This is a genomic window from Vibrio sp. RE88, assembly GCF_013113835.1.
Taxonomy (GTDB): Bacteria; Pseudomonadota; Gammaproteobacteria; order Enterobacterales; family Vibrionaceae; genus Vibrio.
Map to the genome: position 1 here is coordinate 86,499 of NZ_VTYQ01000011.1, position 13,909 is coordinate 100,407.

Consider the following 13,909-nt stretch of genomic DNA (forward strand, 5'->3'; position numbering starts at 1 on the left):
AAAATAGCTCTCAGATAAAGTTAGCGATTAGTTTAATAGTATCACTGTTGTTGATATTTTGAACTAAAGACATAGCGTTAAGTAGGGATGAAGATGCAAGCTCACAACACCAAGCTCGATGACCTCGACCGTGCGATTTTAAAAACCCTGATGGAAGATGCCCGAACTCCTTATGCTGAAATGGCTAAGCAGTTTGAAGTCAGCCCGGCCACGATTCATGTGCGAATTGAAAAGATGAAAGCCGCGGACATCATTCAAGGAACGGAAGTGATCGTCGACACCAAAAAACTGGGCTATGACGTGTGCTGCTTTATCGGTATTAACCTCAATGCTGCGCGTGACTATCACTCTGCGCTAGAGAAGCTCAACGCATTAGAAGAAGTGGTTGAAGCCTATTACACCACAGGGGCTTACAATATTTTCGTTAAGCTGATGTGCCGCTCGATTGAAGAACTGCAGTTTGTGTTGATTGATAAGCTTCAGGCGATTGACGAAGTGCAATCTACCGAGACTCTGATTTCCCTACAAAACCCAATCAATCGCAACGTTAATCCGTAATAGACTGTGTAATAAAAAGGCCCGCATAATGCGGGCCTTTTTATTATTTTGATTCGAGGTACTTCTTAAGTTCTTCAGCTGAGATGCCCTGCTCGGCAATGGTTTTAGCAATCGAGGCTATTTCTTCCCCTTTGCGATCTTCAACGACTTGCTGAAACTGGTAAACAATGTCACGCAACATATGAAGTGGGACTTGTTTCGCCGCACTACGAATGCGCTCACCACTTTGGTTACCCAGCTCGTTTAATAGTTTTCCAAACATAACTTTTTCCGGAGCATCTTCCAGTTGCTCCAGTACACGAGCCATTTCGTAAGTTGTCATCGACATCGAGGTTTAGCATCCACAGTAGTTATTAGAAGTGAAGGTCAAATATACAATGTTTTTTTAGTCGTTCAAAGCAATTAGGCAAAACTTACGCAATTGCCGCATGCCATTTTTTACCAGCTTTACTCATCAGTACAAAAATACCCGGTACGATGATAAACATTTGCACAGCAATCATCACCTGCGGCTCCATACCTAAGCGTTGTACCGTACCTACGACCAGCCCTGAGCCGCTCATCTGGAAAAGACCCAGTAGCGCTGCGGCCGTACCCGCTTTGTCGCCAAACGGAGCCAATGCCTTACCAGCGGCTGCACCTAGCACCCATGCAAAACCGACTGATGAGAGAAAGATTGGCAACATAAACGCCAATGCCGTTTGCTGCTGTGCCATCGCCAACATCACAATGCCACCTAGGCCAAGGGTCATGATTCCTACAACCAGCGTTTTATGCGTACCGTACTTGTCCATAAATTTAGGCGCGGTCATACAAGCGGCAATGTTGATCACGGCATTAATACCAAACCACAGAGTAAACTCGTTCATGCTCAGACCCAAATTCTCCATCAGCACCACTGGCGCGGATGTCACGTAAGCAAGAATCACGGCCATCGCGAGCATACACAGCGAAGCATGAAAGATGAAAGAAGGTGTTTTGAGCACCGCCATATAGCGACTAGGACGGAAAACTGGCTCTTTGCTCGGAGCAGGATTGGTTTCTTTCATTCCGATGAACATCGCAACCAAAGCTACCATGGCAAAGCCTGCCATAAACGAGAAGTTTGAGCGCCAACCGAATTGCTGTGTAAGCCAGCTGCCCAAGATAGGCGCCAGAGCAGGAATAAAACAAATCGCACCATTCAGGTAGCTTATCATCTTGCCACTTTTCTGCGGCCCAAAAATATCGCGAACTGTTGCAAAGGCTGCTACCGATGTCGCGCACGCACCTAAGCCTTGCAGCAGCCTAGCAGCTAGCATCCATTCAATGTTTTGAGCACCCCACGCCAATAAGGCACTCAATGCGTAGATGCTAATACCACCCAATGCAACAGTTCGACGTCCTACTTTGTCTGCTAAAGGGCCAGCAAATAATTGACCAACACCCATAGCGAACAAAAACCATGTAATCGTATCTTGCGCAAGTGCGTGTTCCACGTGAAACGCCTGAGAAATCTGAGGTAAAGCAGGCAGATAGATATCAATCGCCAAGGGGCTGAATAGCACCAATAAGGTGAGCAGCACCATTTGCATTTTACCGTGATTTTGTTGAGAAGCAGTTTGCACGAAGAAGACTCCCGCCAAGATTTGATGAAATTGTTTGCAGTGTAAGCTAGTCTAGATATGACATCCAATGACGCTTCATCATTAAAGATATTCCCGTAAGGAATTTCATGTGCATATAGAAAAACTCGCCCGTCTCGACCTCAATCTTTTGGTGTGCCTTAAAGTGCTTGCAGAGGAACTTAATGTCACTCGTGCCGCACATCGTTTGTGTTTAAGCCAATCGGCGGTCAGTAAAAATCTCGCCAAGCTACGACTACAGTTTGAAGATCCGCTGTTTGTTCGCCACGCTCATGGGCTAAAGCCGACACCAAAAACGCTCTTCCTCAAGCCCAAATTGGATAGCTTGATTAACCACTTGGAGCAAATCACTCAACCTGAGCAATTCGCTCCAGATTCGAGTGATCACAAATTTCAAATTGCCGCTGTAGAAAGTGTTTATCCGTTAATCTTGCCCCATTTCTTGCCGGAGATTTTTAAACGGGCACCAGGCGTTACCATCAGCACACATTCTTGGGCTGACCAAACTTTTAAACAGATCCAACGTGGTGAGATAGACCTTGGTATCACGGGGAAGGACATCGATATCAACGATGCTAAGTTGACCATGCTACCGCCCAACGACATCTGTGAGCAGGAAATCTATCGAGACAACCAAATGTGCCTGTTGCGCCACAACCACCCGATTCTCTCAGGTAACTGGAATCTTGATACTTATCTTGAACAAAGGCACGTCCAAGTTCGCTGTGATGGTAATGATCGCTGGTTATTGGATTACAGGCTGGCCGACATAGGTAAAGAGCGCGATATCGCCATCACGGTGCCAGACTTTAATAGCGCCGCCAGCCTCTGTTCGTACACTGATTTCATCTTCACAGCACCTAGTCATTTTGTGAAGTTATCGTCCAAGCAACTAGGCCTCACCGTATTGCCACTGCCATTAGAATTCCCGCCGATGGCATACACCGCATTCTGGCATAGAGACAGGGAAAATGATCCCGCGTTGTCTTGGTTGCGTCGAATAATTAAAGACAAAACCACCGCATTGAGATGATTTGCAGGCTGACGGTAAAAGGAGTAGCTTATTGCCACATCGTCCGCTTTTTAGAAAGGACGCGTGAATAAATGATGAAGGATTAATAGATGCTTACCACTACTGAACAACGTTTAGCAGCCATTCGTGAATGGCTGGTTCAGCACAATATTGATGCGTTGCTCATCCCACATGAAGATGAGTACTTAGGCGAATATGTCCCAGCACATAATGAACGTTTGCACTGGCTGACGGGCTTCACTGGTTCTGCGGGTGCTGCGGTAATCACACAAGACAAAGCGGCGATGTTTGTCGATGGTCGCTACACCGTTCAGGTGACTAAAGAAGTACCAGCCGATCTATTCGAGTATCGTCACTTGATCGAAAAACCCGCTTTGGATTGGTTGAAAGGCCAACTTTCTCAAGGCCAAACGGTCGCGATAGACCCAAGAATGCACAATTCCGCTTGGCTATCGATGGCACAATCAAAGCTTGCGGGTTCACTGGAACTAAAAGTGCTTACTAGTAACCCTATCGACGAACTTTGGCATGACCGCCCTACTCCCGTCGTTTCAGACGTACATCTGATGGCGACAGAAGCCGTGGGTCAATCATGTGAATCTAAACGTAAAGAGATTGCTCAGTTAGTCGCTCAGGCAGGCGCCGAAAGCGCGGTGATCACTGCTTTGGATTCCGTCTGCTGGCTGCTCAACGTGCGCGGTTTAGATGTATCTCGTCTTCCTGTTTTGTTGTCTCACGCCATCCTCCATGCAGATTCAACGTTAGAGTATTTCCTAGATCCTACTCGCTTACCTGAAGGTTTCGCTCAACACGTAGGTGAAGGCGTAAGCGTGCATCACCCAGAAGCCCTACAAACGCGCCTCGAAGCTTTGTCAGGAAAAAGTGTCTTGGTCGACCCAGCAACAAGCAATGCATGGTTTAAGTTAGTACTTCAAAACAGTGGTGCTACCGTAGTAAACGCCGCCGATCCATGTCTTATGCCAAAAGCAGCGAAAAACGCTGTTGAAATTGCCGGTATGAAAGCCTGTCATATTCGTGATGGCGTCGCGATGAGTCAGTTCTTGTGCTGGTTGGATGATGAAGTAGCAAATGCAAGATTGCATGATGAGGCTACTTTGTCGGACAAACTGGAATCATTCCGTAGACAAGATCCTACCTTGATGGATCTTAGCTTTGATACTATTTCCGCAGCAGGCGGTAACGCAGCCATGTGTCACTATAATCATGAGAATCAACCTGAGCCTGGTAAGCTAGAACTCAATACACTTTACTTAGTCGATTCTGGCGGTCAGTATCTCGATGGCACTACCGATATCACCCGAACTATTGCTATCGGTCAACCAAGCGACGAAATGATTAAGCAGTTTACGCTTGCACTGAAAGGCCATATTGGTGTCGCTCGTGCTCGTTTCCCGAAAGGTACACGTGGTTATCAGATTGACACACTAGCGCGCCAACATTTGTGGGCTGAGGGATTTGATTATGACCACGGCACTGGCCACGGTGTTGGCCACTTCCTAAACGTCCATGAAGGCCCCGCCAGTATATCAAAACGACAGATCGATGTTCCTTTAGTAGAAGGCATGGTGCTTTCAAACGAGCCGGGCTATTACCGTGCTGATGCTTTTGGTATTCGTATCGAAAACCTTGAGCTGGTCGTAGAAACAAAAACTAATGGTGACTTCCCAGTCCTTTGCTTCGAGTCCCTGACTCGTTGTCCGATTGATACTAGAAACATCAATGTCGACATGTTGACTAAGCCAGAAGTGAATTGGGTAAATGAATATCACCAGAAAGTTTGGAACGATATCAGCCCATTAGTAGAAGACGATGTCAAAGCCTGGCTAGAAACAGCCATTCAGCCAATAGCGCATAACTGATTTCTGTTTCTGGAAATAAAAAAGCTCTCCCATGGAGAGCTTTATTTTGATGTTTCACGTGAAACATATCAGCCTGAGTATGCTGAATGCCAGTCTTTCCAAACCGGGTCAAACCCTTTTGCTCGAATCATCGCCTCTACCGAGCTCGCACTTCTTTCATCACTTATCTCAAACTGTTCTAGTTCAGCTTCATCATTTGCATAACCACCGGGTTGAGTCTTCGACGCGGCAGACATTGATGTCACACCAAGGGGCAATACGTTGTCCCTAAATTCAGGTGACTCACGAGTAGATAATGAAAGTTCCACTTCAGGGTTTAGTAAGCGAAATGCACAAATCAGCTGAACTAATTGCTTGTCTGTCATCACCGACTTAGGTTGAAGCGCTCCCTCACAAGGCCTTAAGCGCGGGAAAGAGATAGAGTATCGTGTTTGCCAATAGGTGCGTTCAAGATAATCAAGGTGGGCTGCAACATAAAAGCAGTCAGTCCTCCACTCTTCTAACCCTATAAGTGCACCAATTCCAATCTTATCAATACCTGCTTTTGCTAATCTATCCGGTGTTTCTAAGCGATACTCAAAATCCGTTTTATTGCCACGCAGATGGTGTTCCGCATACGTTAAAGGGTGATAAGTTTCCTGATACACCATGACAGCATCGAGACCTAATGTCTTGAGCTCTGCATACTGGTCTTGTTCAAGCGGCTGCACTTCCATCGCTAGGTAGTTAAACTTCTCTTTGATGACGGGCAACATCTCACGGAAATATTTCATCCCGACTTTAGTTTCATGCTCACCAGTAACTAGGAGAACGCTATCAAACTTCATGCGTTTAATGGCTTCAATCTCGGCTTCGATTTCACCCTTATTCAATGTTCGGCGTTTAATACGATTCTCCATCGAAAACCCACAATAGGTACAAGCGTTCGCGCACAGGTTGGATAAGTACAGAGGAATGTACAATGAGAGCGTATTGCCAAATCGCTTTCTAGTTAACGCGTATGATAGCTGCGCCATTTGCTCCAAGTAAGTTTCCGCTGCTGGTGAGAGTAGCGCCTTGAAGTCTTCTAGATCTCGTTTGGGTTTCGCTAGAGCTCGCTCAACATCTTTAGCTGTCTTGGCATAAATTGACATCGAAATGTCATCCCAATTCAGCTTTTTGAATTGATCAACAAAAGTCATTCTCAATCCCTACTTTAGCTACAGTTCATCGAGAAAAGACGTCAACGGGCTTGATGCCACCGCGTGAGAGACCTGGCCAGCTAAACCAGCTTCATAAGCCATTCGCCCAGATTCAACGGCCATTTTAAATGCAGTCGCCATCGCAACCGGGTCGGCTGCGGCAGCAATCGCAGTATTGACCAATACGGCGTCAGCACCCATTTCCATCGCACGCGCAGCATGGGAAGGCGCGCCAATACCAGCATCGACGACAACGGGAACGTTAGCTTGGTCAATAATGATCTCAAGAAAGTCATGCGATGCTATGCCCTTATTTGAGCCAATTGGAGCGCCTAAAGGCATCACGGCTGCACACCCCACCTCTTCCAATCGCTTACACAAGACAGGATCAGCATGGCAGTAAGGCAGTACCGTAAATCCATCTTTGACCAGTTGCTCTGCTGCCGCTAAAGTTTCTATCGGATCAGGCATTAGATACTTAGGGTCTGGGTGAATCTCGAGCTTGAGCCAGTTGGTACCCAGAGCTTCTCTTGCTAAATGCGCGGCAAATACTGCGTCTTTGGCATTTTTTGCCCCCGAAGTGTTAGGCAGTAAATGCACTCCTGCTTCAATTAAAGGCTGAAGAATATCATCTTGCTGATTGTGTATATCAACACGCTTCAACGCCATGGTAGCCAGTTGGGAGCCCGACACCTTAATCGCCTCCTCCATTAGAAATTTGTTGGCAAACTTTCCAGTGCCCGTAAACAGTCGTGACTTGAATTCTCTGTCTGCAATCTTAAGCATCGTTGTTACCCTCCAGCAATGGCTTGAAAAAGTGAAATCGCATCGCCTTCATTCAGGCAAGTAGTTGGCCACTCGCTACGTGGTACAACGGTATTGTTAATAGCAAAGACGCATCCGACCTCAGGCAATGAAAATTGCTGAATGATGTTTTCTAGGCTCGCGCCTACGCTGACACGCTGAGACTGTTCGTTGATGATTATGTGTATCTCGCTCATTGCTTCACTTCTTGTTTATATAATTTGGTTGTCATTAACTGCACACCGAACACTGCTGGTCGCGCGCAATCGTCATCACTTGCCAGTTGAGTTTTAGTCCATTGAATAAGTGCAATTGGCCAACAGGAAAATCAAAATGTCCTAATGCCAATTTCTGTAATGTCGCTAATGCTTGATAGTTGCCTAAGGTGCCTACGACAGGACCTAAGATCCCATTTTCACTACATTTGCTCGGCTGACTTAGCTCATCAAAGGGGTAGATACAACGATAACATCCTGACTCTTTGCTCGATGAATAATCGAATACAGCAAATTGTCCTTGCCAACCAATAGCGGCAGCGGAAACAAGCGGCTTACTCTGTTGGTAGCAAACTAAGTTAATCAACTGACGAGTTTGAATATTGTCAGAACAATCCAACACCACATCCGCTAACATCACTTCTAGCGCTAATTGAGATGCCTCTAACCGCTTGCCAATAGTGCGTATCTGCACGCCTGCATTAAGCTGGTTTAACTGTCGACGCATAGCCTCGGCTTTTGCTGCGCCGAGATTGTCCTCGCGATAGACAATTTGACGTTGTAGATTACTAGTATCAACAACATCATCGTCGACCAGCACCATTCGGCCAACTCCAGCTGCAGCTAAATACAGACTCGCCGCACTGCCTAATCCGCCACAGCCAATAATCAAAACATGCGATTGAGTAATCTTTTCCTGTCCAGATTCGCCAATTTCCGGCAGTGAAATCTGCCTTTGATAACGTAAGAAATCTTTGTCGCTTAGCATGCCGATACCTCACTCGAAACATCAGTACTGATTTTTCGCTGCTCATCGGCAGTTAACTGAGTAAAGAATTCAATCGCTTGTTCCAGCGAAGGTGCTTGAGTGATAGCGCTTACCAACGCCAAACTAGTAACGCCACAGTTCCAAACTAGATGCGCATTGGATTGCGTGATGCCACCAATCGCGACAGTAGGTACGCCAGTCGAATTGCGATAAGGCATGGTATTAACCAGCTTTTGATAGAGCGTCAGTTTCACTAGCCCTTGAGGGTTGGTTGCGATTTGTTTGGTCTGGGTAGGAAAAATATGACCCAAAGCGAGATAGCTTGGATTGGTCTGTGCAACTCGAAGCAATTCATAATAACCAAGGGTCGATAACCCTAAACGCAAATTGGATTTAGCTAATTCAGCTAAGTTGCTTTCCTCAATATCCTCTTGACCTAGATGAACACCATAAGCTTGATGCTTAATTGCTAGACGCCAATGATCGTTGATAAAGACCTGAGCGTCATATCTGCGACCAATTGCAACTGCATCTTCAATTTGTTGCTCCAACTCATCTGCCAGTGGATCTTTAATTCTCAACTGAACGGTTTTGACGCCACTCTCTAAAAGCTTCTTGACCCATTCAACGCTATCAACAACTGGGTAAAGCCCTAAATCACATTTAGATACCGATGGAAATGCCAATTGATTACCTGATTTAGTCCAACCAGCGCTAATCCCTAGTCGGTGATCTTCGAGAACAGGGGAAGGAAAATCGATAATATTCTCTGCCCATGTTTCACGTGAAACATTCGCCATGGCTCGTGCAAGTGTAAGAGCATCTTCAAACGTAAACGCCAAGCTGATGAGGGTGACAACCCATGCAAAGTGACGTTTACGATCAAACTCTGATTGATTGACTGAACTCGCTAACGCACATGCTTGATCACGACTAGGGCCTAACCAAATATCTAGAACCTGATTTACATCCAAGACATTAATGTAAACGTGCGATGAAGCTATTTTTGGCCTAGATGGCTCGATAGTGATACCAGAGTAATACTCGATAAAGAACGTACGTTCATCGCCCACCACACCGGACTCAACTAAATCTGTAGCCAGCTTTGTCCATTCTGAGCCATGAGATATATGAACTGTTTGAGCTGGGCTGACACCCAGCTCAACGTTTTCTATCTCGAAGCCTTTTTCCTTGGCCAGCTGTAAGCATTGCTCAATTTCAGGTTTGACGTCAGCCAACGCGGTAGGAATAAGGATCGTTGCCATTACTCCTCCGTTACAGCCGTAGCAGCAGGATGGTAGAGCTCTGAGCCCGTGTCACGAAACTCCTTTGACTTCTGACGCATACCTTCAAGTGGATCATCCAACATTTTGACACTGATCGCTTGGTCCGCTGCTACTTGCTCAGTATCTTTGGCGTATTCACGCACTTCTTGTGAGATCTTCATTGAGCAGAATTTTGGACCACACATAGAGCAGAAATGGGCGACTTTACCCGATTCTTGAGGCAGGGTTTCATCATGGAAAGCACGTGCGGTATCAGGATCGAGCGCAAGGTTAAACTGGTCTTCCCAACGAAACTCAAATCGTGCTTTTGACAGGGCATTGTCGCGCACTTGTGCCCCAGGGTGCCCTTTAGCTAAGTCGGCAGCGTGCGCGGCAAGTTTATAGGTAATCAGTCCAGTTTTTACATCTTCTTTATTAGGCAAGCCTAAGTGTTCTTTTGGGGTCACATAACACAGCATTGCACACCCGTACCAACCGATCATCGCCGCACCAATACCTGATGTAATGTGGTCATAGCCGGGAGCAATATCTGTGGTTAGCGGGCCGAGCGTATAGAAAGGGGCTTCATGGCAATGCTCTAGCTGCTCTTCCATGTTCTCTTTAATCATATGCATTGGAACATGCCCAGGGCCTTCAATGATCACCTGAACATCATACTCCCATGCGATCTTTGTAAGCTCTCCAAGGGTGCGTAATTCTGCAAACTGGGCTTCATCATTTGCATCGGCAACAGAGCCAGGACGCAGGCCATCACCAAGCGACAGTGCTACATCGTACTTAGCACAAATTTCACAGATCTCGCGGAAGTTAGTGTAGAGGAAGCTCTCCTGATGATGAGCAAGACACCACTTAGCAATGATAGAACCACCGCGTGAGACAATGCCTGTAACACGTTTGGCTGTCATAGGTACGTAGCGAAGGAGTAAACCTGCATGGATGGTAAAGTAATCTACGCCCTGCTCCGCTTGCTCTATTAAGGTGTCACGCATTACCTCCCAATTGAGATTTTCAGCAATGCCGTTCACTTTCTCCAATGCCTGATACATAGGTACTGTACCAATTGGGACAGGGCTATTACGCAGAATCCATTCGCGAGTCTCGTGAATGTTACGACCAGTAGACAGGTCCATAACTGTATCGCCACCCCAACGTGTCGACCAAACCAGCTTTTCAACTTCTTCCTCAATGGATGAGGTCACAGAGGAGTTACCAATGTTGGCGTTTACCTTCACAAGAAAGTTACGGCCAATGATCATAGGCTCAGATTCTGGGTGATTGATGTTTGAAGGGATAATGGCACGACCCTCGGCGACTTCTTTTCGCACGAATTCAGCGCTGATTTCGTCGGGAAGATTGGCACCAAAGCTTTGCCCTGGGTGCTGCTGATTCAGAACCTGATCGCGGTATTTTGCACGGCCCATATTTTCGCGTAATGCAATGTATTCCATCTCAGGTGTGATGAGGCCTTTTCGTGCGTAATGGAGCTGAGTAACACATTGGCCATCTTTCGCACGACGGATGCGTGGCAGATTGCCATATCGAAGCTCATCGAGCGTTTCATCTTCCAATCTCTGCTTGGTGTACACAGAGCTGACATCATCGAGTACTTCTGTATCGCTGCGCTCTTCTATCCACTCCTCTCTCAGCTTAGGTAAACCGTTGTAGAGGTCTATTGTATGAGTAGGGTCGGTATAGACGCCTGAAGTATCATAGACGCGTACTGGCTCATTTGGCTCGAAAATTGGAGAGTCTTTGGTACCCCCAATTAAGCTATCTGCGAGAGATATTTCGCGCATCGGGACACGAATATCGGGGCGTGAACCCTCTACATATACTTTGTGCGAATTTGGGTACGGTTGTACCGAAAGAGAATCAATGAACTGTTTTGCTTCCAGTCTCGCTTGCTTGCGACTCGACATAGCATTTTTCCTTGCTTTGTTATTCTAGATAAAAAGATTTTGGATAAAAATGCTTGGCGGATAGATGCGACAAGAGGAGTCAAAATACAGGTAATGCGATTAGAGTGTTAACTAATGATCACCGAAACAACTTCGACTATTTGATAGATGCACCCAGAGAGAATTCTGGTGTAGGTATCGTCTCTTGTTCCCTTCGCAGGTGTTAGCCTGATCAGGTTCAACGGATCCCGAATTAACGGTCTCAGCCTTATGGCACTCCGACAAGTAAAATCAGTATATAAAAACGGCCTGGTGAAACCAAGCCGAGTTGTCTATTTTTAGAACAATTTTATCAAGTATTAGCTTTTGATCAGAATTTGAAAGCCTACCCAAGCCGCCGATATGCTCAAGACAACATTGAGCAGTACATTTAGCCCCATCTTGAAAAATGCACCTTGCTGCATAAGAAGTACATTATCCATAGAAAAGGTTGAGAAGGTAGTCAGCGCGCCAAGGAAGCCCAGACCGATGATCTGACGCCACGGTTCGGTGGCCAACATTTCATTTTCAAATGCGGCAATCAACAAACCCATAATAAATGAGCCCACAACGTTGACCGTCAGCGTACCATAGGGAAAACCTCGCCCGAGCAATACCACACACAATTCTGAAACCAAGTATCGCGAGCATGCACCAAAGGCACCACCTAATGCGATAAACCCAAGTATAGAAAGTTGTCCCATGGTTCCTCCTGTCAATTTCTGCCGTATTGTATCTGGAATAAGGCTATTTTCGAATCAAAATCGCGACACATTATCTCAAATTAATTTTGAGATTTAAAAAGTTACAGGAGTCACTTTACCTCAATGTAACCCATTAATCCGGTTTTCATGTGTTCAATCACGTGGCAGTGATACATCCAGCGCCCTGGGTTATCGGCAACAAACGCCGCTTTGGCTCTGCCGTTTTTGCCTAGTAGTACGGTATCGGTATGGAACGGTTCAGCAATCTTTTTACCATCCATTTCTAGAACTGTGAATGTATGTCCATGAATATGAATCGGGTGGTGATATTGGGTAACGTTCTTCAAATCGAATATATAAGTTTTACCGTACTCGAGCGTCGCCAATGGAGCCGGGATGTTATCTTTACTCATGCCTTCCCACGCTCTCTTATTGGTTAACCAGAACTTGGGCATAGCTTTACCATCTTTACTTGTTGGAGTAACCGCTCCTTCCCACTCAAAAACAAAGTCAATTTCCTCAGCGTTAGCCAAATCAAGCTGCGGCACTGGATTCAATGGTAACTTGGGCAACGGCTGAGACTCAGGCAAAGAAGACTCAACAACTTCGAATTCACACAGAGGAAATGGGAAACGCCCCTTCATTTGACGAACATAGACACGCTCACCAGCTTGAGGAGTGATAAGACCTATATCAACCCTCATTCCTGGGCCAATTTTATGCTGAGATAGCTTATAGGGCGTTTTAATAGGGTTACCATCGATAGCGATGACCCATGCCTCTGCACCCTCCACTGCAATCGGATAAGTAATGGTATTGTCGACATTTGCTATTCGCAACCGAGTGGTCGCTCTGGCTTTGAGTTGATAAATCGGCTCATGCACACCGTTCACACTACTCCACTCCCCGGGAGTGCCCATTCGCGCACTCATACGCGGGATCATTAAGTCTTTCCACTGGCCTTGCTTGTCGAGGTGCCAATGCTTAAGCATCAATTCATGTTCCTCATCGAAGATAACGGGCTGGCGTTCTTCGACAATGATCAGCCCAACCAACCCCATTCCAAGCTGCTTAACGCTGTTCATGTGCGGGTGGTACCAGAATGTGCCGGCATCAGGTGGTGTAAATTCATAGCTGAAGGTCTCACCTGGCATGATAGGAGGCTGGCTAAGGAATGGGACGCCATCCATTTCAATCGGTATTCTGAGGCCATGCCAATGGATGGTAGTTGGCTCTGATAGCTTATTAGTGAATCTTATGATGACAGGCTCACCCTGACGACAGCGAATCGTAGGAGCTGGAATCTGCCCATTGAATCCAAGCACTTTGGTTTGATAACCAGGCACCAATTCTGCAGTAGCAGGCTCAGCCGTAATATCATAGACATAGCGGCCCTGAGGATCGGTTGAACGATTGACAGAGCAAGCGGGTAAAACACTGAGCGCCGAAATGGCGAGTGAGGATTGCAGGAAGCGACGACGAGAAATTTCCATATTCTGATAACTTTTAGTGATGCGTCCGAAAAATGTAACAAACTATTAGTAATAATTCTCAACAAGAGAGCAAGTTTTGGTAAAACCAGTGAATTGGGAGTGATAATTTGGAGTTGGCCTAAGAAATATCTCCTTCATTGCTACTCAGTCTAAGAAAATGCTGGCCTATGCTACTTAGGCAATTAGCTGGAATATAGGGACAAAGGTTCCGCTCTTGCAGCTGGGACTCGCAGTCGATATGAGGTGACCGTTCATATGCTTTGGAAAATAGAACCCCCTAATATGTGTTGCTTTGGTAATTAGGGAAATCAGTAAGCAGTGAAATGAAAAAGGCTCTAGTCTTTCGACTAGAGCCTTGAAGATGGCAGGGGTGGAGAGATTCGAACTCCCAACACGCGGATTTGGAATCCGCTGCTCTGCCAAT

At 46.2% G+C, this 13,909-nt stretch carries 13 protein-coding genes and 1 riboswitch; of the genes, 3 read left to right on the forward strand and 10 right to left on the reverse strand.

Translation table 11 applies throughout. From position 1 onward, the window contains the following. Nucleotides 1–93: 93 nt before the first annotated feature. Nucleotides 94–558 carry a transcriptional regulator AsnC gene (gene asnC / locus F0265_RS21090; protein ID WP_006957542.1) on the forward strand — a complete coding sequence of 155 codons (465 nt, stop codon included), beginning with the start codon at nucleotides 94–96 and terminating at the stop codon, nucleotides 556–558. Between the two features lie 43 nt (nucleotides 559–601). On the opposite strand, the gene F0265_RS21095 is transcribed toward asnC, so the two are convergent. Together F0265_RS21095 and F0265_RS21100 are read right to left on the reverse strand one after the other, a co-directional pair. Continuing rightward, nucleotides 602–886 (reverse strand): hypothetical protein, encoded by a 285-nt coding sequence (locus F0265_RS21095; protein ID WP_006957541.1) that lies wholly within the window; start codon nucleotides 884–886, stop codon nucleotides 602–604. Between the two features lie 85 nt (nucleotides 887–971). Beyond that, the gene (locus tag F0265_RS21100) at nucleotides 972–2,132 is read right to left on the reverse strand and encodes a multidrug effflux MFS transporter (RefSeq protein ID WP_216602014.1); all 1,161 of its coding nucleotides are present in this window, start codon (nucleotides 2,130–2,132) and stop codon (nucleotides 972–974) included. Nucleotides 2,133–2,274: 142 nt separating this feature from the next. Between F0265_RS21100 and F0265_RS21105 the strand changes: the two genes are divergently transcribed. Both F0265_RS21105 and F0265_RS21110 read left to right on the forward strand, forming a co-directional pair. Then, entirely contained in the window at nucleotides 2,275–3,216 is a 942-nt protein-coding gene (locus F0265_RS21105) for a LysR family transcriptional regulator (RefSeq protein ID WP_082312921.1), read from the forward strand. A gap of 89 nt (nucleotides 3,217–3,305) precedes the next feature. Then, entirely contained in the window at nucleotides 3,306–5,096 is a 1,791-nt protein-coding gene (locus tag F0265_RS21110) for an aminopeptidase P family protein (RefSeq protein ID WP_171750250.1), read from the forward strand. 68 nt (nucleotides 5,097–5,164) lie between these two features. Here the strand turns inward: F0265_RS21110 and thiH are convergent, their stop codons facing one another. The 8 genes from thiH to F0265_RS21150 all read right to left on the reverse strand — a co-directional run bounded on the left by thiH (nucleotide 5,165) and on the right by F0265_RS21150 (nucleotide 13,485). Next, on the reverse strand, nucleotides 5,165–6,277 hold the full coding sequence (gene thiH, locus F0265_RS21115; protein WP_171750251.1) for a 2-iminoacetate synthase ThiH: 1,113 nt from the start codon (nucleotides 6,275–6,277) through the stop codon (nucleotides 5,165–5,167). An 18-nt stretch (nucleotides 6,278–6,295) separates the two neighbouring features. Further along, nucleotides 6,296–7,063: a thiazole synthase gene (locus F0265_RS21120; RefSeq protein ID WP_045987495.1), complete on the reverse strand. Its 768-nt coding sequence runs from the start codon at nucleotides 7,061–7,063 to the stop codon at nucleotides 6,296–6,298. 5 nt (nucleotides 7,064–7,068) lie between these two features. After that, the gene (gene thiS, locus F0265_RS21125; RefSeq protein WP_038514297.1) at nucleotides 7,069–7,278 is read right to left on the reverse strand and encodes a sulfur carrier protein ThiS; all 210 of its coding nucleotides are present in this window, start codon (nucleotides 7,276–7,278) and stop codon (nucleotides 7,069–7,071) included. A gap of 34 nt (nucleotides 7,279–7,312) precedes the next feature. After that, nucleotides 7,313–8,065, reverse strand: coding sequence for a ThiF family adenylyltransferase (locus tag F0265_RS21130; protein WP_171750252.1), 753 nt, complete (start codon nucleotides 8,063–8,065; stop codon nucleotides 7,313–7,315). Beyond that, a complete protein-coding gene (locus F0265_RS21135; RefSeq protein ID WP_171750253.1) occupies nucleotides 8,059–9,330 on the reverse strand; it encodes a thiamine phosphate synthase in 1,272 nt (423 codons plus the stop codon). The genes F0265_RS21130 and F0265_RS21135 overlap by 7 nt, the downstream gene beginning before the upstream one ends. Continuing rightward, a complete protein-coding gene (thiC, locus tag F0265_RS21140) occupies nucleotides 9,330–11,270 on the reverse strand; it encodes a phosphomethylpyrimidine synthase ThiC (protein ID WP_171750254.1) in 1,941 nt (646 codons plus the stop codon). Before thiC ends, F0265_RS21135 begins: the two co-directional genes overlap by 1 nt. A 171-nt stretch (nucleotides 11,271–11,441) precedes the next feature. After that, nucleotides 11,442–11,540, reverse strand: a riboswitch (TPP riboswitch). 68 nt (nucleotides 11,541–11,608) lie between these two features. Beyond that, nucleotides 11,609–11,992, reverse strand: a complete 384-nt coding sequence (gene crcB, locus F0265_RS21145; protein ID WP_171750255.1) for a fluoride efflux transporter CrcB — start codon at nucleotides 11,990–11,992, stop codon at nucleotides 11,609–11,611. 110 nt (nucleotides 11,993–12,102) lie between these two features. Beyond that, on the reverse strand, nucleotides 12,103–13,485 hold the full coding sequence (locus F0265_RS21150) for a multicopper oxidase family protein (RefSeq protein ID WP_171750256.1): 1,383 nt from the start codon (nucleotides 13,483–13,485) through the stop codon (nucleotides 12,103–12,105). Nucleotides 13,486–13,909: the final 424 nt, after the last annotated feature.

What these genes read in the sequence shown, in the direction of transcription:
- asnC (WP_006957542.1), top strand. Translation starts at nt 94, where the DNA reads ATGCAAGCTCACAACACCAAGCTCGATGACCTCGACCGTGCGATTTTA.
- F0265_RS21095 (WP_006957541.1), bottom strand. Translation starts at nt 886, where the DNA reads ATGTCGATGACAACTTACGAAATGGCTCGTGTACTGGAGCAACTGGAA.
- F0265_RS21100 (WP_216602014.1), bottom strand. Translation starts at nt 2,132, where the DNA reads ATGCAAATGGTGCTGCTCACCTTATTGGTGCTATTCAGCCCCTTGGCG.
- F0265_RS21110 (WP_171750250.1), top strand. Translation starts at nt 3,306, where the DNA reads ATGCTTACCACTACTGAACAACGTTTAGCAGCCATTCGTGAATGGCTG.
- thiH (WP_171750251.1), bottom strand. Translation starts at nt 6,277, where the DNA reads ATGACTTTTGTTGATCAATTCAAAAAGCTGAATTGGGATGACATTTCG.
- F0265_RS21120 (WP_045987495.1), bottom strand. Translation starts at nt 7,063, where the DNA reads ATGCTTAAGATTGCAGACAGAGAATTCAAGTCACGACTGTTTACGGGC.
- thiS (WP_038514297.1), bottom strand. Translation starts at nt 7,278, where the DNA reads ATGAGCGAGATACACATAATCATCAACGAACAGTCTCAGCGTGTCAGC.
- F0265_RS21130 (WP_171750252.1), bottom strand. Translation starts at nt 8,065, where the DNA reads ATGCTAAGCGACAAAGATTTCTTACGTTATCAAAGGCAGATTTCACTG.
- F0265_RS21135 (WP_171750253.1), bottom strand. Translation starts at nt 9,330, where the DNA reads ATGGCAACGATCCTTATTCCTACCGCGTTGGCTGACGTCAAACCTGAA.
- thiC (WP_171750254.1), bottom strand. Translation starts at nt 11,270, where the DNA reads ATGTCGAGTCGCAAGCAAGCGAGACTGGAAGCAAAACAGTTCATTGAT.
- crcB (WP_171750255.1), bottom strand. Translation starts at nt 11,992, where the DNA reads ATGGGACAACTTTCTATACTTGGGTTTATCGCATTAGGTGGTGCCTTT.
- F0265_RS21150 (WP_171750256.1), bottom strand. Translation starts at nt 13,485, where the DNA reads ATGGAAATTTCTCGTCGTCGCTTCCTGCAATCCTCACTCGCCATTTCG.